At 65.6% G+C, this 16,927-nt stretch carries 14 protein-coding genes; 9 read left to right on the forward strand and 5 right to left on the reverse strand.

What is annotated here, in order from left to right; genetic code table 11:
- Window positions 1-319 precede the first annotated feature (319 nt).
- Window positions 320-1,678 carry an HlyD family type I secretion periplasmic adaptor subunit gene (locus tag J2Y55_RS07615; protein ID WP_310150087.1) on the reverse strand — a complete coding sequence of 453 codons (1,359 nt, stop codon included), beginning with the start codon at window positions 1,676-1,678 and terminating at the stop codon, window positions 320-322.
- On the reverse strand, window positions 1,675-3,426 hold the full coding sequence (locus J2Y55_RS07620; protein WP_310150090.1) for a type I secretion system permease/ATPase: 1,752 nt from the start codon (window positions 3,424-3,426) through the stop codon (window positions 1,675-1,677). Before J2Y55_RS07620 ends, J2Y55_RS07615 begins: the two co-directional genes overlap by 4 nt.
- A 426-nt stretch (window positions 3,427-3,852) precedes the next feature.
- On the opposite strand from J2Y55_RS07620, the gene J2Y55_RS07625 reads away from it, so the two are divergent.
- Window positions 3,853-4,374, forward strand: a complete 522-nt coding sequence (locus tag J2Y55_RS07625; RefSeq protein WP_069691928.1) for a MarR family transcriptional regulator — start codon at window positions 3,853-3,855, stop codon at window positions 4,372-4,374.
- On the forward strand, window positions 4,323-5,537 hold the full coding sequence (locus J2Y55_RS07630; protein WP_310150101.1) for a glycosyltransferase: 1,215 nt from the start codon (window positions 4,323-4,325) through the stop codon (window positions 5,535-5,537). Before J2Y55_RS07625 ends, J2Y55_RS07630 begins: the two co-directional genes overlap by 52 nt.
- 43 nt (window positions 5,538-5,580) lie before the next feature.
- Here J2Y55_RS07630 and J2Y55_RS07635 read toward each other — a convergent pair whose 3' ends face one another.
- Window positions 5,581-5,823, reverse strand: a complete 243-nt coding sequence (locus J2Y55_RS07635; RefSeq protein ID WP_146055850.1) for a hypothetical protein — start codon at window positions 5,821-5,823, stop codon at window positions 5,581-5,583.
- A gap of 504 nt (window positions 5,824-6,327) precedes the next feature.
- Here J2Y55_RS07635 and J2Y55_RS07640 point away from each other — a divergent pair.
- The 4 genes from J2Y55_RS07640 to J2Y55_RS07655 all read left to right on the forward strand — a co-directional run bounded on the left by J2Y55_RS07640 (window position 6,328) and on the right by J2Y55_RS07655 (window position 10,708).
- Window positions 6,328-8,001 carry an acyl-CoA dehydrogenase family protein gene (locus J2Y55_RS07640; RefSeq protein WP_310150107.1) on the forward strand — a complete coding sequence of 558 codons (1,674 nt, stop codon included), beginning with the start codon at window positions 6,328-6,330 and terminating at the stop codon, window positions 7,999-8,001.
- A gap of 70 nt (window positions 8,002-8,071) precedes the next feature.
- Window positions 8,072-8,902 carry an AraC family transcriptional regulator gene (locus J2Y55_RS07645; protein WP_310150113.1) on the forward strand — a complete coding sequence of 277 codons (831 nt, stop codon included), beginning with the start codon at window positions 8,072-8,074 and terminating at the stop codon, window positions 8,900-8,902.
- 124 nt (window positions 8,903-9,026) lie between these two features.
- Entirely contained in the window at window positions 9,027-9,752 is a 726-nt protein-coding gene (locus J2Y55_RS07650; RefSeq protein ID WP_310150116.1) for an alanyl-tRNA editing protein, read from the forward strand.
- Entirely contained in the window at window positions 9,749-10,708 is a 960-nt protein-coding gene (locus J2Y55_RS07655) for a DMT family transporter (RefSeq protein ID WP_310150119.1), read from the forward strand. The genes J2Y55_RS07650 and J2Y55_RS07655 overlap by 4 nt, the downstream gene beginning before the upstream one ends.
- A gap of 12 nt (window positions 10,709-10,720) precedes the next feature.
- Here the strand turns inward: J2Y55_RS07655 and J2Y55_RS07660 are convergent, their stop codons facing one another.
- Window positions 10,721-11,614, reverse strand: coding sequence for an energy transducer TonB family protein (locus tag J2Y55_RS07660; RefSeq protein WP_310150123.1), 894 nt, complete (start codon window positions 11,612-11,614; stop codon window positions 10,721-10,723).
- Window positions 11,615-12,576: 962 nt separating this feature from the next.
- On the opposite strand from J2Y55_RS07660, the gene J2Y55_RS07665 reads away from it, so the two are divergent.
- The gene (locus J2Y55_RS07665; protein WP_310150126.1) at window positions 12,577-13,248 is read left to right on the forward strand and encodes a helix-turn-helix domain-containing protein; all 672 of its coding nucleotides are present in this window, start codon (window positions 12,577-12,579) and stop codon (window positions 13,246-13,248) included.
- A gap of 9 nt (window positions 13,249-13,257) precedes the next feature.
- Here the strand turns inward: J2Y55_RS07665 and glpK are convergent, their stop codons facing one another.
- Window positions 13,258-14,760: a glycerol kinase GlpK gene (glpK, locus tag J2Y55_RS07670; RefSeq protein ID WP_310150128.1), complete on the reverse strand. Its 1,503-nt coding sequence runs from the start codon at window positions 14,758-14,760 to the stop codon at window positions 13,258-13,260.
- 336 nt (window positions 14,761-15,096) lie between these two features.
- On the opposite strand from glpK, the gene J2Y55_RS07675 reads away from it, so the two are divergent.
- Window positions 15,097-16,134 carry a Ppx/GppA phosphatase family protein gene (locus J2Y55_RS07675; RefSeq protein WP_404978861.1) on the forward strand — a complete coding sequence of 346 codons (1,038 nt, stop codon included), beginning with the start codon at window positions 15,097-15,099 and terminating at the stop codon, window positions 16,132-16,134.
- Between the two features lie 58 nt (window positions 16,135-16,192).
- Window positions 16,193-16,927, forward strand: a complete 735-nt coding sequence (locus J2Y55_RS07680; RefSeq protein WP_310150134.1) for an RlmE family RNA methyltransferase — start codon at window positions 16,193-16,195, stop codon at window positions 16,925-16,927.

The raw sequence follows: 16,927 nt of genomic DNA on the forward strand, positions 1-16,927 counted from the left end.
CTCCTAGGCGATCTGAAAGCACCGCCAGGTCTACGGAACCGAGCCGCAGCGCCCCCTGGATTTCGGTGCCGTTCCGATGACGCTAAAGAAGCACGCCATCGCTCGACACGCCAAAGATTAGCCAATATGTGCAGCGCAGCAAGCCTTTTATTGTGACCATTTTGCGATGCAGCAAGATTTATACTTTAAATATCGCGGTTTAATCTGGAAAACGCTCCAAAATAATCTCGAAATTCGAAACGAAAAATCCAGAGCAATCTTCTAAAATTGATTCAGTATCCAAGAATTCGCGCCCAACCGCTTGATTTCCCTACCGAAATCAATCTTCGCGGAAGGCTCGATGGAAGCTGTCCGTGATGGGCGAAAGCAGATAATCCACCGCGCGGCGCGAGCCGTTGACGATCAGCACCTCGGCCGCCATGCCGGCCTGCAGCGATATTTTATTTTCGGCGAGGCTCTCGGGCTTGATCTCGGCCCGCACGATGAAATAGGCCGCGCCGGTCTTGTCGTCGACGAGCTGATCGGCGGCGACATAGTTGACTGTCGCCTGCAAGGGCGGCAGCAGCCGGGCGTTGAAGGCCGTGAGCCGGATGCGGGTTTCGGCCCCCATCCGCACGACATCGATATCGCGCGGATCGACCTTGGCCTCGACGATCAGCGGCTCATGCTCGGGCACGATGTCGAGGATGGCCTCGCCCGCGGCGATGGCGCTGCCGGCGGTGCGCATCCGGATATTGGCGACGATGCCCTCCTGCGGCGAGAGGACGACGAGACGCCGCAGGATATCCTCGGCCTGGATGATCCGCTCGACCACTTCCGACAGCGACAATTGCGTATCCTGCAGATCCTTGGCGATCTCGCTCTGACGATCGAGCCCGATCGAGAGAATCTCGAGATTGGCGCCAGCCACCGCCTGCTCGGCCTTGGCCTTGCGTGCCGCCATCTCGCCGGCGCGCCCGGTCAACTCGCTCTGCTTGGTCTGGAGATCGACGAGTTGGGTGCGCTTGGCGTAGCGCTTCTCATAGAGCTCGCCGACGACGCGCGTCTCTTCATCAATCAGGGTGCGCTGATAGCGCGTCGCATCGATCTGAGCCTGAAGCGCCTCGGACTCGGCCTGATATTGCTCGATGACGCGCTGCTGGATGCGGATCTTTCCGTCATAGACCTGCGCGCGAGCGCGAAACAGCGTGCGCTCCGCCACCATGACCTCGCGCGCGATCGGCGTCTGCGCCCTGTCGATATCGTCGGGAAAATCGATTTCGGCAGAGGCGGTCTGTTCCGCCTTGAGCCGGGCGAGCTTGGCCTCGAAACCGACCCGCTTGCCCTGGAGCTGCTGCAGCTCGGCCTTGGCGCGAGCATCCTCCAGACGCAGCAGCGGCTCGCCCTGGACAACGCGATCGCCTTCGCCCTTGAGCAGCATCTTGAGGACACCGCCCTCGAGATGGCTCACCGTCTTGCGCTTGCTGTCGACGATGACGGTGCCGGCCGCGACCGCTGCGTTGTCGAGATGGGCGGTCAGCGCCCAGGCGCCAAAACCGCCGAAGCCGACCGCGATCGCCGTGACGCCGGCCAGGATGAGGCTGCGCAGCGTCGGCACGCGCTCATCGTCCGGCTCCGCGGCTTGCGAGTACGGGACGAGCGACCGGCCAGGCTCTTTCAGCATCGGAAGCCCACTCATGCCGTCACCTCGCGCACTGGCTTGGGCTGCTCGGCTTGCTTGCCCGGCTCCATCTCGACCAGGCCGCCAGGTGTGATCATGCCGGCGATCGCGGAACGCGGGCCGAACTGGTTGATGCGGCCCTCGCGCAACACCAGGATCTTGTCGACCACCTGCATGATCGAGGGCCGGTGCGCGATCAGAACCACGATCGCACCGCTCTCGCGCGCCGCGTTGACCGCGCGGATCAGGCTTTGCTCGCCCTCGGCGTCGAGATTGGCGTTGGGCTCGTCGAGCACGATCAGCCGCGGCGAGCCGTAGAGCGCGCGCGCCAGCCCGATGCGCTGGCGCTGGCCGCCGGAAAGCTTGAAATCGCCGTCATTGACATTGGTGTCGTAGCCCAGCGGCATGCGGCCGATCAGTTCGTGCACGCCGGCGATGCGCGCCGCCTCCAGGATGGCGTGGGGATCGGGATTGCGCATGCGCGCTATGTTCTCGGCGATGGTGCCGTTCAGCAGCGAGACCGATTGCGGGAGATAGCCGACCATGTCGCCAAAGGAGCCGCGCTCCCAGAGAAAGACATTGTGGCCGTCGAGATAGACGCCGCCGACATTCGGCTTGAGCACGCCGACGAGCAATCGCGCCAGGGTCGACTTGCCGGCGCCCGACGGCCCGACGATGCCCAGGACCTCGCCCGGCTCGAGCGTGAAGGAGACGCTCTTGATCACGGTCTGCTCGGAGCCCTGCGGCGCGAAGACGACGCGGTCGATGACGAGATCGCCCTGCGTCCGCGGCGTCGGCACGGTCTGGCGCTGCGAGACGCGCGACTGCACCAGATCGCGCACCCGCTTCCAGGCGGAAGCCGCCAGCACCCATTGCCGCCAGTCCCCGATCATCGAATCGAAGGGCGCAAGCAGCCGGCCGAGCAGGATGCTCGCCGCCATCAGCGTACCTGCCGAGACCTCGTTGCGGATGATCAGCACGGCTCCGGTGGCGTAGATCGCCAGCTGCATCGTCATGCGCGAGGAGCGCGTCAGCGCGGCGATGAACTTGCCGCGCCTTGTGCCGAGGTCGAGATGCTCGATCATGGCCAATTGCTGACCGCGCCAGCGCCGGGACAAGGCCGGCAGCATGCCCATAGCCTCAATCGTCTCGGCGTGCCGCAGGCTGGCGCCGACCTCGTTGATGCTGGCGACACCCGCCTCGTTGGCCTCCTTCAGGATGCGCCGCGTCAGCAGGTCGGAGAGCACACCGAGGATGAGCAGGATCAGGAGCGATACGGCGCCGACGAGCCCGTAGATCGGGTGGAAGATGAACAGCACCGCCAGGAAGATCGGCGACCAGGCCGCCTCCAGCGGCGTCGCGATCGCCGAGCTCGCAATGAAATAGCGGATGTCGTTGAGATCGCGGATCGCCTGCGTGGACTGGCCGGAGCCCTGCTCGAGCGAGGCCGAGACCGCCGCCTGCAGCGCCGGCAGGTTGAGCCGGCGCGCGAAGATGCTCGCCATCGCCTGGAAGGTCAGGGAGCGGATGAACTCGATCGTGCCATAGAGCGCGAGCGCCCCCACCGCGATCACCAGGAGCATGGTCAGCGTGTCCAGGCTGCGGCTGACCACGACGCGTTCCTGCACCTGGATCATGAACAGCGGAACGGTCAGCAGCAGGATATTGACGCAGAAGCTCAGGAAGCCGGCATAGGCCAAGCCCCCCGCAAAGGAGCGCTGCAAATCTCGAATCAAGGCGTCGGGCGCCTGGGTTGCAGCCTTCATTCACGTCTCCGGATGAAAATCTGCGACGGCCGGACGCGAGCCCTGGGACCGAAGCGACAGTGTGCATGCACAATTAACAGCATGCCCTTCAACTCGTGTCGAGAGTATGACAGAATAGGTTGTCATAACAATTGAACAAAGCCGACAATTAAGTCAAAAAGTTGCGATAGTTTGAATTTCGAAACAGTTCATATCTATCCACAGGTCATCAAAATCTTACCCCCGCGACATCTTGGGTGGCATGTGCTTTGCGTGTAGGCTATTCGATGGGGGGATGGGATTCTTCGGGGGACGGATTGCACATTTTGAAATCAGGCGGAGTAGGGAATGCATTCCAAACCGCACAGCGGCGATCAATTCCTAGGCAGGGCTTTCACCGACGATCACAGGAGTCCGACCAGACGAAGCGACGCAGACACTAATCCGATGCGCGGCTTCGTCTCCCAGCTCGACCTCGCTCGCATGATCGAGCGGGTCAGCCGGCGCTTCCTCGACTATTTGCGGCTTGAATTGACCAAGCTCGGGGTCGACGACATCTCGCCGTCACAGGTGATGGTGCTGCTGACGATCGGTGCGGGCGAGATCGCCGTGCGCGATCTGCTCGATCGAGGCCACTATGTCGGCTCGAACGCGTCCTATAATCTCAAGCAGCTGGTCGAGAGCGGTTATCTCGATCGCGGCGCCTCGCCGCGCGACCGGCGCCTTGCCCGAATCTCGCTCTCGCCCAAGGGGCAGCTTCTCTGCGAGCGGCTGCGCCTGCTCGACGAGACCAGCCAGTTCGGCCAGAATCCGGAGATCGACATCGAAACCGATCTTCAGACCACCCACGACACGCTGCGCCGCCTGGAACAATGGTGGAGCGATGCGTTGCGCTATGGAGGGGTCCTTCTCGCCTCATGCACGTCTTATTCGTTCATCGTTCAGGATCAGGTCAATTTGCTCACCTGATCGCGCGCCTCGTCGCAGAAGGCGCCGAGGTCACGCTCATCACCGAACGGGCCGAGCAGGAGCGGCCGGGCCTCAGGCAGGTGACCTATTCCGTCGGCGAGCCGTCGACGGCCCATGCCACCCTGGCGGCAACAGACTACCATGTCCGGACCGGAGAGGCCGTGGCGGCCGAACTCGCGCGGCTGCGGCGCCACGATCCGCCTGACGTCGTCATCGGCCATATCGGCTGGGGCGGCCTGCTCTTCGCGAAGGATGCGATGCCGGGCGTGCCGCTGATCGGTTATTGCGAATATTACTATAACGGAGCCGGCTCGGATCTCGATTTCGATCCATCCTCGCCGGTCTCCGATGCGGAGCGCCGACGCATCCGCATGCGCAACGCGGCCCAGCTCGTCACGTTGGAGACGCTCGACGCCGCCTATGCGCCGACGCGCTGGCAACAACTGCAATACCCCCGCAGCCTGCGTTCGCGCATCGCGATCTGCCATGACGGCATCGACATGGCGGCATGCCATCCCAATCCGGACGCCAGCTTCACCTTGCCCGACGGGCGCAGGCTGCGGCGCGGCGATCCGGTGGTGACCTTCGCGGCGCGCGATCTCGACCCCTATCGCGGTTATCCGCAGTTCATGCGCGCGGCAGCGCTCGTCGCGCGCAGGCGGCCCGACACGATCTTCGTTGCGGTTGGCGGTGACGGGCCCGGCTACGGCCGGCCGCGTCCGGATGGGCGACCTTGGCGCGAAGCCATGCTGAATGAGACGGGGCTGGGCGCACAGATCGTCCATATCCCCTGGCTCGCCTATGAGGCGCTGATCCGGCTGTTCCAGGTCTCGGCCGCCCATGTCTATCTGAGCACGCCCTTCGTGCTGTCCTGGTCGGTGCTGGAGGCAATGGCTTGCGGCAGCCTCGTCGTCGGCTCGCGCACGCCACCGGTCCAGGAGGTGATCACGGATCGGGTCAACGGCCTGCTGGTGCCGTTCTTCGATGAAGCAGCGCTGGCTGGGACCATCAATGAGGCGCTGGAAAAGCCGGCCTCCTTCGCGGAGTTGCGCCAGGCGGCTCGTAACTCGGTTGTGGCGAAATACGATCTCCAGGCCTGCCTCGACCGGCAGCGCGGCCTGATCGGGCGCCTCGCCGCGCAGGACGACCTGCTCCTGGCCTGACGGCTACCCTTGGCCTGACGGGCTACCTGGCCCTCTTATCGAGCTACTGCAGCCGACCGAACCCCGCCCGACGGAACGTCATCGCCTCAGTGATGAAGCGCCCGCTGCGCACCGGCCTGAAACCGGCCTCTTCCCAGCCATTGGCGGCCATGAGGCGCGCCACCATCTCATGCAGCCGCCGCAGATGATCTTCACGATCATCGTCCAGCCATTGGCCCCACCACTCTTCAATCAATCCGATCAAAGGCTCAAGTGGAGGAGCGCCCCCTTCCGCTGCGTATTGCAACGCAGCATTCCCGGCGGGGGACGATATGATTTCCCAAATCTGGAGAGGTTCAGTTCCTCTCAACATCAATACAGACCCCTAACCGTGCCAGCCCCGCCCGCTGGCGTCCTACCCTGGAGGCAATACTAATTGGTGCTGAGGCGGGATGCAAAGCGGGAAGCCATCGCCATCGCTAGATTAGGTTACAGAACACGAAACCGAATACAACACCAACGGCCGGTTCTCATATTGTCCGACAGCTTGACCGGCCGGCGATCCACATCATGGATCGCCGGCGATTGTTCATATATTGCCGGTTAATGCGGCGATGATAGTCCTGAATTAATTCGGATTTTATTCGAATTCATCGACATTCCGGGAAAATAGGTCTTTGCGATCTCCCGGAAAGCGCCTGCCCGGAGACCGCGCAGGCCCCGCAAGAGCGGCCCTCCTACAAATTTAGCCAATAACCGTGCTCGCACGGGCCTACACTCCCCCGATCCATAACGAAGCGGAGGATTGGGCATGCCGTCGACGATCGATGCGCGGATTTATCCGGCGACGACACATGAAGTCACGAACCAGTCCGGCGCTCTGACCGGCGTCAATCTCTTCGATATGGACCAGATCTTGCGCGAGGCGGTCGATCGCGAAGGAGCGGGATGGGTCGCAGACCGTGCCTCAAGGCTCGGCGCCGCCGCCGGCGACCCGGAGATTCAGGACCATGCCCATCTCGCCAACAAGCACGGCCCCGCGCTGAAGAGCCATGACCGCTTCGGGCACCGGATCGATGCCGTCGAGTTTCACCCGAGCTACCACGCCTTGATGGGGCTCGCCTTCGGGTCGGGTGTGCATTCCCTCGCCTGGACCGCGAACCGGCCCGGCGCCCATGCCGCCAGGGCCGCGCTCAGCTATCTCTGGAACGAAATCGAGAATGGCGTCGGCTGCCCCACCGGGATGGCCTATTCGGCGATACCAAGCCTGCGCCTCGTGCCCGCCATTCGCACGCTATGGGAAGGCAAGGCTCTCGCGGAAGCCTATGATCCGCGCGCCATTTCGGCAGCGGACAAGGCCGCAGTCACGATCGGAATGGCCCTGACCGAGAAGCAGGGCGGCTCGGACCTGCGGGCCAATACGACAAGCGCCGTGCCAGTCAATGGCGGTGGAACCGGCGGCGAATACCGGCTGACGGGCCATAAATGGTTCTGCTCGGCGCCGATGAGCGACGCCTTCCTGACGCTCGCCCAAACCGAGAAGGGGCCATCCTGCTTCTTCGTGCCGCGCTCATTGCCGGATGGAACGCGCAACCGCTTCTTCATCCAGCGGCTCAAGGACAAATGCGGCAACCGCTCCAACGCTTCGAGCGAGATCGAATATGACGACACCTATGCCGTCCTGCTGGACGAGGAAGGGCGCGGCGTCCGGGCCGCGATAGAAATGGCCCATCTGACCCGGCTCGACTTCGCCATCGGCTCGGCCGGGCTGATGCGCTGGGCCTTGAACCTGACGCTGCACCACACGCATGGCCGCCGCGTCTTTCAGCGCGTGCTCGCTGACCAGCCCTTGATGCGCAATGTGCTGGCCGATCTCTGCCTGGAGTCCGAGGCTGCGACCGTGATCGCCTTCCGCCTCGCCCGCGCCGTGGACGAGAGCGCGGCCGGCTCGGAACAGGCCCGCCTCCTGGAGCGCATCCTCACCCCGGTCGCGAAATTCTGGAACTGCAAGCGCGTGCCGGCTTTCATCGCGGAAGCCCTGGAATGCCATGGCGGCAATGGCTTCATCGAGGAGCAGCCGATGGCGCGGCTCTATCGCGAAGCGCCCCTGAACGGGATCTGGGAGGGTACGGGCAATGTCATCTGCCTCGACGTCCTGCGCGCCCTGCAGCGCGAGCCCGACTCGGTCGCGGCACTGCTCGACGAGCTCGCCTTGGCGCGGGGCGTCGACCATCGTCTCGACACCGCGATCGACGCCCTGGAAGTGGAGCTCTCAGACCCGCTCGAGCTGGAGCACCGCGCACGCCAGCTCACGGCGATGATCGCAACCGTCATGGAGGCCTCTCTATTGGTGCGCCACTCGATCCCCGCCGTCGCCGACGCCTATCTCGCCTCGCGGCTGGATGGCTTGTCGAACCGGGCTTTTGGCAGCCTGCCGCGCGGAGTTGATGCTTCGGCGATCATTGCGCGGTCCCGGCTGCAATAGGCCGCGGAACGAAAGGTCGCGGCGGCGGCCGGCTTTGGTTATGCTGCAGTATCTCGCGGAGATTGGCGGTTTGGCTCGGATCGATACGCGCAACAGTTCGCGCTACTGGCGGGATCCCCATGTTCCCGGCCTGAGCTGCCTTGCGGCCGATTTCACCAGCCACGAATACGCGCCGCATAGCCATGACGCCTTCGTCGTCGCGGTCACCGAGGCCGGCGGCTCGGAATTCAAGAGCCGGGGTTCGACCGAGGAGGCAAGCGCTGCCACGCTTCTGGTGTTCAATCCGGCCGAGCCTCATTCGGGCCGCATGGGCTGGAGCAAGCGCTGGCGCTATCGCGGGCTCTATCTGAGCAAGCCCGCCATTGAAGCGGTGGGCCGTTCGCTCGGCATCGCGGCGACGCCCTATTTCACCGCCAATGCCTTCAGGGATGGGGCCCTGGTCACCTCCTTCCTGGCCCTGCACCAAGCGCTCGACGACGGCCGCGACGCGCTGGAGGAGCATGAACTGCTCGTGAGCAGCTTCGGCGTGCTGTTCCGCCGCCATGGCAGCGGCGGCGAGCCCATTCCCGCCGCGCCGCGCGACCGGGAGCTCGCCGGCCTGGTCCAGGCGCTGATGAACGAGCGCTACACTGAAGAGCTCACGCTCGACGACATGGGGGCGGTCGTCGGCCTGACGCCGTTCCAGCTCATCGGGTTGTTCAAGCGCGCGACGGGCCTGACGCCCCACGCCTATCTGACGCAGGTCCGGCTCAAGGCCGCTTTCCGCGAGCTCAAGGCCGGCACGCCGATCGTCGAAGCCGCCCTCGCCGCCGGCTTCTGCGACCAGAGCGCGCTCAACAAGCACTTCAAGCGCTGCTTCGGCATCACGCCGCTGCAATGGCTGCGCGCAGCGCGGGGCTGAACGCCGCCGCGCAATTCCAGCCAATAGCGCCCGCCGCGATTCTGCCAGGCTGTCCTGAACACCGGGCCGCCGGCTGCCGCTATGAAGCGGTGGCCACCGGCTCAAGCCTCAGGATATCACCGGCATGGCCCGCCATTACTGCCTCGACAACCCGGACACGCTCACGCTCGCCACCGCTGTGACGGAAACAGCGCCCGGGCGTTTGCTCCTCGATGAGAGCCCGTTCTACCCGGGCGGCGGCGGGCAGTTGCCCGATCGCGGCCTCCTGCGCTGGGCCGGCGGCGAGAGCCGCATCGTCGGCTTCGAGGCGCAGGGAGGCAAGCTCTGGCATGTCCTGGCGGAGCCGGTCGAACTGCCCCCGGGTCCGGTCGAGGCCGTCGTGGACCCGGTCTTCCGGCAAGTCATGCGCGAGCTCCATACCGGCCTCCATATCGTCAATGCGCTGGTCTACCAGTCCTTCAACGGCGCGCTCGTCACCGGCGTCCAGATGAACGAGGACGGCAGCGCCCGGATCGATTTCGACCTGCCGGAAGCCGACAATGACCGCCTGCGCGCACTGGAGCCGGCGATCAACGACGTCATCAGGCAAAACCTGCCCGTCCGCGATGCCTACGTCACCGAAAGCGCGGCCTTCGACGAGCCGGGCCTGATCCGCTCGCGCTCGGTTGCGCCACCTCCAGCCCCCGACGGTACGATCCGCATCGTCGAGATCGTCGGGCTCGACCGCCAGGCCTGCGGCGGGACGCATCTCGCCGCGACCGGGGCGTCACGCCCGATCCGCATCCTCAAGATCGACAACAAGGGCCGCCACAACCGCCGCCTGCGCATCGGCCTCGATGGTGCGGCATGACACATCCCGTCCCGGGGCTCGCCGCGCGCCTCTGGGCGCGCCCTGCGCTTCTGCTCTGGCTGCCGCCCTTGTTCTGGGCCGGCAACCTCGTGCTCGGCCGGGCGCTCGGGCCGACCTTCCCGCCGGTCTCGCTCGCCGTCGGGCGCTGGCTCGTGGCGTTCGTCGTGCTCGCTCCTTTTGTGGCGCGGCGCGCCTATGAGCAGCGGCAGCTCCTGCGTCAGCACGCTCTCCTGATCCTCGCCTGCGGAGCCTTCGGCGTCGCCGGCTACAACGCACTGGGCTACCTCGCCCTCCAGACCGTGCCGGCGGCCAGCGTTGCCTTCCTGAACTCGACCTTGCCGCTGATGGTGCCGCTCGCCGCCTTCACGCTTGGGGTCGAGCCGGTGCGGCCCAAAACCCTGTTCGGTATCGCGCTCTCCTTCCTGGGAGTCACCTGGATCGTGTCGCGCGGCGATCTCGGCAATCTGGGGCATCTCTCGCTCGGCGGCGGCGAGATCCTCGTCCTGATCGCGGTCGCCAACTACGCGCTCTACTCGGTCCTGATCCGACGCAAGCCAGCCGCACTGGATCCGCTCGTCTTCCTCGCCGCAACCATGGTGACAGGCCTGCTCGTGCTGATGCCGTTCTGGGTGACCGAGCTTGCCCGCGGCGCGACGATCCCGCTTGACGCAGGCTCGATCGCCGCCGTGCTCTATATCGGCGTCTTCGCCTCGCTCCTGGCCTTCGTGCTCTGGAACCGTTGCGTCGCCATGCTGGGAGCGACCGTTACCGGCGCGTCCTTCCACCTCGTCGCGCTGTTCACGGCAACGCTCGCCTTCCTGCTGCTGGGCGAGCCCGTCCGCTCGTTCCATCTCATCGGGATCGCGCTGATTCTGGCGGGCTTTGCCGTCGCCACCGCCAGCAGGCAAGCGCCAGCCCCTCGGCTCGACCAGGCCGACAGGCCCTCCCCGCCCTGACTCTCAACAAGCTCAGCGCGAGAACCTGACCGGCACAGCCAGAGCGATCGTCCCGCCGCCGACACCCTGCGGCGGAGCCGGCACCGGGCTTGCCCGCCGGACCATCGCCACGGCCTCCTCGTCGAGGATCGCATCGCCCGAGGAACCCGCCAGACGCGCCGAGAGCACGCGCCCGCCGCGATCGATGCTGAAGGCGACCTGTACCGTGCCGGGGCTCGCCCCGCCGGGGAAGCGCTTGTAGCGGTTGAGGTGGGCGATCAGCGTGCCGCGCCAGCTCGCCGGCGACACCGACGGCACGGAAGCAGCCCCGGCCGAGGGCGCCGCCATGCTGGGCGCCGTCTGGGCCTGTGCGCTCGGCGGCGCGGATGTCTGGCGCATCTGCGGGCGGTCGGGCTCGATCGGCTTGCGCCTCTCGGCCACGCGCGGCTTCGGCGGAGGCGGCTTGCGCTGCACCACCGGGCGTGACGGCGGCGGAGGCGGCGGCAGTACCACCGGTGCATCGGCAATCTGCGGCATGTCGGGCAGCTTGATCTCGGGCTCGGGATGCACCACCGGCAGCGGAACCTCCGGCGTCGGCTCGACCGGCTTCACCACCGGCTCGGGCTCACGCGGCGTCTCCTCAGGCGGCTTCTCGACGACCTGTTCAGGCGCAGGCTCCGGCTGGGCCTCGACCATTTCGGGACCGGGAGCAACCTCCTGCGGCGGCGCTTCCGGTGCAACCGCGATCGGCGCGAGTTCGATCATCACGGCCGCTGGCGGCTCACCCACCGCGGCCTCGGCCTGCTGCCAGTTCAGGATCGCCCAACCGGCCCCGGCATGGGCGCCGGCAACGACGAGCGCCGCCACGCTCCAGCGCAGGGCGCCCGGCCAGAAGCGCGAGACTCTCATATCGCGACCCGAGCTCATGGCCGCCGCATCGACGCTGCGCCGCAACCGAGATCGCAACGCGCCTGCTCGCAACGGCCGGTCTTGCGCTGCCGGTTCGCTTCCAGGCGGATGATACGATTCCTGCGATCCATCGCGGAGTCTGGTCCCAATCGTCGGCGCCCTGGGTCCCTACGGTCCCGTCGCGGCTTAAATCCGACACGGCCGAGCGGAGGGCGCATATCCAAGAAACGGCTGGCTCACCCCAAAACGGGCTGGCTGTGAAAGCTCGGACATTGCCGAACCGCGCGCAATCTGCGTGGTCACGGCAACTCGTCGGAGCCCGACGTGCCATAGCAAATCGAAATTTCTTCTGCAACTACAGTAGTTTATATCAATTCTAGGGAAGCCCGAAATCTCGAACCGGATACTGCGCGGGCCTGCGCCCAACGCAGCCCCGCATCCGCTCAATGCAGGGAACGGTCGTGCGCCCCTGCGAGGCCACCAGCAATGCCCCCTGGCAAGTCGCCTCCTGGGCAGGATGGGGCGGACAGGCAAGCCATGGAGCGCTCCGGAAGGAGCCTGCCGTCATCCCTGCAAAATTGGCCTGCGCCCAATGCTGCAACGCATGACTGGAGCTGTTGAACGACCCAATTGGGCCGTTCAACAGCTCCAGTCCTTTATTTTAACGCGTTTTCTTCACGCGAACCGGTATCCACTTCGCTCGAAAACGCTCTAAACGCGATGCTGCAACCGTGATGAGGTAGCGCAACGCAGGATTGGTATTATACCTGCATAAATGAATCGCGGGCTTCCCCAACACGCTCGAAATCTTCGAAAAGTGAAGATGTCTTCTCTGTATAACCAATTTCCGACTACTGATCTGACAAATCGGCCGCGCTGGCTGCCGCAGCATCATTGCGGCTCGTCACAGCCTGCGGTCTGGATCAGCGTCTCGCCGGATCGCATGAAGGTCGGCCAAGCAGAACGTCGCGAGCATGATGATGCCTGACATCGCCATATCGGCGCTGAGGACATTCGCGCTGTTCTCCGACGCACAGGAAAGCACGCTGCGCGAACTCGCGCCGAGCTGCATCTTCCAGTCCTTCTCGGCCGGCATCGAGATCAATCGCGTCGGCCAGGTTCCGCGCTACATCTACTGCCTGCGCTCCGGCTCCACCGAAGCCTGGGCCCGGTTGAACGATGCCGAAACCATCCTCGCCACGACGACGGCGCCGATGGTGTTCGAGGTGGCCGCGACCATGCGAAATCAACCCGCCGCATTGTCGATCGTCTCGCGCGAGGCTTGCGAAGCCATCGCCATCGAAACGACGGCTTTCCTGAAGGCAGTGCGCGACGATCAGGCCGTCTGCAACGCCGCGCTGGTTCATGTTTCAGGGACCTATCTGGCGATGACGCACCGGCTTCTCGACCAGAAGCTGCGGACGGCGGAACAGCGGCTCTCGCAATGGATTCTGGCCAAGATGGACCCGAGCGGTCGCTCCGCGACGGTCGAGATCGTCTTCTCGAAACGTGCTTTGGCTTATGAACTCGGCATGTCGCCGGCCAATCTGTCGCGGCTGTTCAATGTCCTGCGCGAGCACGGCATCGCGGTCGACGGCAAGATCATGACCATCACCGACCTCAAAAAGCTCGAGGCATTGGCTCAAGGCTGAGAGTGGAGCTCACGCTCCACTCAAGGTCCGGCGCACGCTGTCGCGCCAGCCCGCGACCTTGCTTTCCCGCTCGCTCCCGGCCATCGCCGGCGAGAAGCGCCGGTCGAGCCGCCAGAGATCGGCAAAACGATCGGGCTCCGGCAGCAACCCCGCATCCAGCCCGGCGAGATAGGCCGCGCCCAGCGCGGTGGTCTCCAGCACCGAGGGGCGGTCGACGGCGAGGTCGAGAATGTCGGCCAGCCGCTGCATCGTCCAGTCCGAAGCCACCATGCCGCCATCGACCCGCAGCACCGCCTGGCCCTGCCCCGCCTCCGGCCAGTCGGCCCGCATCGCCTCGATCAGGTCGAGCGTCTGGTAGCAGACGCTTTCGAGCGCAGCCCGGGCGAATTCGCGCGGACCGCTGTTGCGCGTCAAGCCGAACATCGCGCCACGCGCCTGCGCATCCCAATGCGGCGCGCCGAGCCCCACGAAAGCCGGCACCAGATAAACCTCCTGCGCCGGATCGGCCGCTTGCGCCAAAGGACCGGTCTCGCTCGCCTTTTCGATGATGCCGAGCCCGTCACGCAGCCATTGCACAGCTGCTCCCGCGATGAAGATCGAGCCCTCCAGCGCATAGGTTCGTTCACCGCCGAACTGGTAGGCGATGGTGCTGAGCAGCCGGTGCTTCGAGACGACCGGCACAGCCCCCGTATTGAGCAAGGCGAAGCAGCCCGTGCCATAGGTCGACTTCACCATGCCAGGCGAGAAGCAGGCCTGCCCGATCGTCGCCGCCTGCTGATCCCCGGCGATGCCGCGCACCGGGATCGGCTTGCCGAAATGCTCCGGCGCGCTCTCGCCAAACAGCGCGGCGCAATCCTTGACCTCGGGCAGGAGCGCGACTGGGACCCCAAACAGTGCCAGCAACTCCGCATCCCAGACGCCGCGCCTGATGTCGAACAGCATGGTGCGCGCTGCATTGGTCGCGTCGGTCGCATGCACCGCCCCGCCGGTCAGCCGCCAGAGCAGAAATGAATCGACCGTCCCGAAGGCGAGTTCCCCGGCCTCGGCCCGGCGGCGGGCGCCTGGCACATTGTCGAGCAGCCAGGCGATCTTGGTCGCGGAGAAATAGGGGTCGATTCGCAATCCCGTCCGCTCGGCGACGAGAGCCTCATGCCCTGCCTCGACCAGCTTCGCGCAAACCTCCGCCGTGCGCCGGTCCTGCCAGACGATGGCGCGATGGATCGCGCGGCCGGTGTGGCGGTCCCAGATCAGCGTGGTCTCGCGCTGATTGGTGATTCCGATCGCAGCGACGCCGTCCGCACCGAGACCGGCCTTTGCGAGCGCCGCACGGCAGGTCGCCAGCACGCTCTCCCATAGGTCTTCAGGCTCGTGCTCGACCCACCCCGAGGCAGGGAAATGTTGCGTGAATTCCTGCTGGGCGCTGGCGACGGCGCGCAATCCCTCGTCGAACAAAATCGCGCGCGAGGAGGTCGTTCCCTGGTCGATCGCGAGGATATGGCGTGCTGCGCCCATGAGGCTTCCGTCCCTGCCCAATTGACGATCGGCTTGCTGCGACCTGCCCGCAGACTGGCCGAAACCGGCAGCGCGCGGCAAGAGCATGTGGCAAGAGCTTGAGGACCACCGTCGACTGCGGCGAAAGGTTCCGCTTGGCACTGCCATCGTGCTGTTGTTACGCTCGCTTCCGAAGCAAGCGGCCGGGCGTATTGTCCGGCTCCCGTCGCAGCGTGAAAGCGCCTGCAGGCGGCCAGGGGATTAGAAGCTGTGGCGGTGGAGGACCGGCAGGAGCAAGGCGTCGCAACCATGGCGCCGGTGCAGGCCCATAGCGTCGATTCGCTCATGATCGGCGCAATGCCCCATGACGCGGTCGCTCCTTCGCCCGTGCACGCCTATGCACAGCGCCCGCCCGCCGCCACCTATGCCGCGCTCGACCTCGGCACCAACAACTGCCGCCTGCTGATCGCCAGGCCCGCGCAGCACGGCTTTCGCGTCGTCGACGCCTTTTCGCGCATCGTCCGGCTCGGCGAGGGCCTGGCCGCGAGCGGCAAGCTTGGCGAGGCGGCGATGGACCGCGCCGTCGAGGCGTTGAAGGTCTGCCAGACCAAGATGACGAATCGCGGCGTCACCCGCGCCCGGTTGGTGACGACGGAAGCCTGCCGCGCCGCGACCAACGGACTAGAATTCGTCCGCCGCGTCGCTCACGAGGCCGAGCTCGAGCTCGAGATCGTCGACCAGCGGACCGAGGCCTCGCTCGCAGTCTCGGGCTGCGCCGCGCTCGCCGACCCCGCCGCCGAAGGCGTCATCGTCTTCGACATCGGCGGCGGCTCCACCGAGATCGTCTGGATGGGCGGGCGCAACGAGGCGCGTGATCCAGCCGCGCGCATCCGCGAATGGGCTTCGCTGCCGATCGGCGTCGTCACAGTCGCGGAGCGCTATGGCGGTGTCGATGTCGATCGCGCCCTCTTTGAGCGCATGGTCGAGGATTGCACGCAGGCGCTGGAGCCCTTCGCGAAGAAGGCCTCGGCCGTGCGCTGCGCCAAGAGCTTCCACCTGCTCGGCACCTCGGGCACCGTGACCACCGTCGCCGGCATCCATCTCGGCTTAGCCCGTTATGATCGTCGCGTCGTCGATGGTTTATGGATGCGGCAGGAAGATATCCTGACGGTCATCGACCAATTGGTCGAGATGGACTATGCCGCTCGGGCGGCGAATGCCTGCATCGGCCGTGAACGCGCCGATCTGGTGCTCGCGGGCTGCGCCATCTTCGAGGCGATCCGTCGGGCCTTTCCGAGCGACCGTGTCCGCATCGCCGATCGCGGCCTGCGCGAGGGCATCCTGCTCAGGATGATGCACGAGGATCGCGCCTGGTGGCGGCGCAGGCAGGCATGAGGCCGGCACGACGATGAGAGCTGGCTGAGCGCCGGCAAAAGGATATGGGCGAACAGCCATGAGTGTCGGCAAACTGGGCGGCAAATCGAATGTCGCCGGAGCCCGCGATCTGCGGGTCAAGGTCAAGAAGGCGGGGAAGCTCAAGCATTCCTCGCAGCTCTGGCTCGAGCGCCAGCTCAACGACCCCTATGTCAAGCGGGCCCGCGAGCTCGGCCATCGCTCGCGCGCCGCCTTCAAGATCGAGGAGATGGACGACCGCTACAAGTTCCTCAAGACGGGACAGAAGCTGATCGACCTCGGCTGCGCGCCCGGCGGCTGGTGCCAGATCGCAGCCAGGCGCATCGGCCTCGAACAGGGCAAGGGCCGCATCGTCGGCATCGATCTGCTCCATGTCGATCCGATCCCCGGCGTCGATCTGATCGAGATGGACTTCATGGCGGAGGAAGCCCCCGCCCTCCTGACCGAACGCCTTGGCGGGCGCGCCGACGGCGTGATGTCCGACATGGCGGCCAACACCACCGGCCACAAGAAGACCGACCATCTCAAGATCATCGCGCTGGCCGAGGCCGCGCTCGAATTCGCCAACGGCATCCTGGCGCCGGGCGGCTTCTTCCTGGCGAAACTCTTCCAGGGCGGCGACAGCGCCGAATTGCTCAAGCAGCTCAAGCGCGATTTCACATTGGTGCGCAACGTCAAGCCAGCGGCGAGCCGTCCGGACTCCTCGGAGCTTTACGTGCTGGCGACGGGATTTCGGCGCAAGTCCGAGCCCAGCGACGCAGCGCCGACCGGCTGA

Origin of the sequence: Allobosea sp. BE125 (genome assembly GCF_031456075.1) — a bacterium.
Taxonomy (GTDB): domain Bacteria; phylum Pseudomonadota; class Alphaproteobacteria; order Rhizobiales; family Beijerinckiaceae; genus Allobosea.

What these genes read in the sequence shown, in the direction of transcription:
- glpK (WP_310150128.1), bottom strand. Translation starts at nt 14,760, where the DNA reads ATGGGCGCAGCACGCCATATCCTCGCGATCGACCAGGGAACGACCTCC.
- J2Y55_RS07665 (WP_310150126.1), top strand. Translation starts at nt 12,577, where the DNA reads ATGCCTGACATCGCCATATCGGCGCTGAGGACATTCGCGCTGTTCTCC.
- J2Y55_RS07655 (WP_310150119.1), top strand. Translation starts at nt 9,749, where the DNA reads ATGACACATCCCGTCCCGGGGCTCGCCGCGCGCCTCTGGGCGCGCCCT.
- J2Y55_RS07620 (WP_310150090.1), bottom strand. Translation starts at nt 3,426, where the DNA reads ATGAAGGCTGCAACCCAGGCGCCCGACGCCTTGATTCGAGATTTGCAG.
- J2Y55_RS07675 (WP_404978861.1), top strand. Translation starts at nt 15,097, where the DNA reads ATGCCCCATGACGCGGTCGCTCCTTCGCCCGTGCACGCCTATGCACAG.
- J2Y55_RS07640 (WP_310150107.1), top strand. Translation starts at nt 6,328, where the DNA reads ATGCCGTCGACGATCGATGCGCGGATTTATCCGGCGACGACACATGAA.
- J2Y55_RS07660 (WP_310150123.1), bottom strand. Translation starts at nt 11,614, where the DNA reads ATGAGCTCGGGTCGCGATATGAGAGTCTCGCGCTTCTGGCCGGGCGCC.
- J2Y55_RS07630 (WP_310150101.1), top strand. Translation starts at nt 4,323, where the DNA reads ATGCACGTCTTATTCGTTCATCGTTCAGGATCAGGTCAATTTGCTCAC.
- J2Y55_RS07625 (WP_069691928.1), top strand. Translation starts at nt 3,853, where the DNA reads ATGCGCGGCTTCGTCTCCCAGCTCGACCTCGCTCGCATGATCGAGCGG.
- J2Y55_RS07680 (WP_310150134.1), top strand. Translation starts at nt 16,193, where the DNA reads ATGAGTGTCGGCAAACTGGGCGGCAAATCGAATGTCGCCGGAGCCCGC.
- J2Y55_RS07615 (WP_310150087.1), bottom strand. Translation starts at nt 1,678, where the DNA reads ATGAGTGGGCTTCCGATGCTGAAAGAGCCTGGCCGGTCGCTCGTCCCG.
- J2Y55_RS07650 (WP_310150116.1), top strand. Translation starts at nt 9,027, where the DNA reads ATGGCCCGCCATTACTGCCTCGACAACCCGGACACGCTCACGCTCGCC.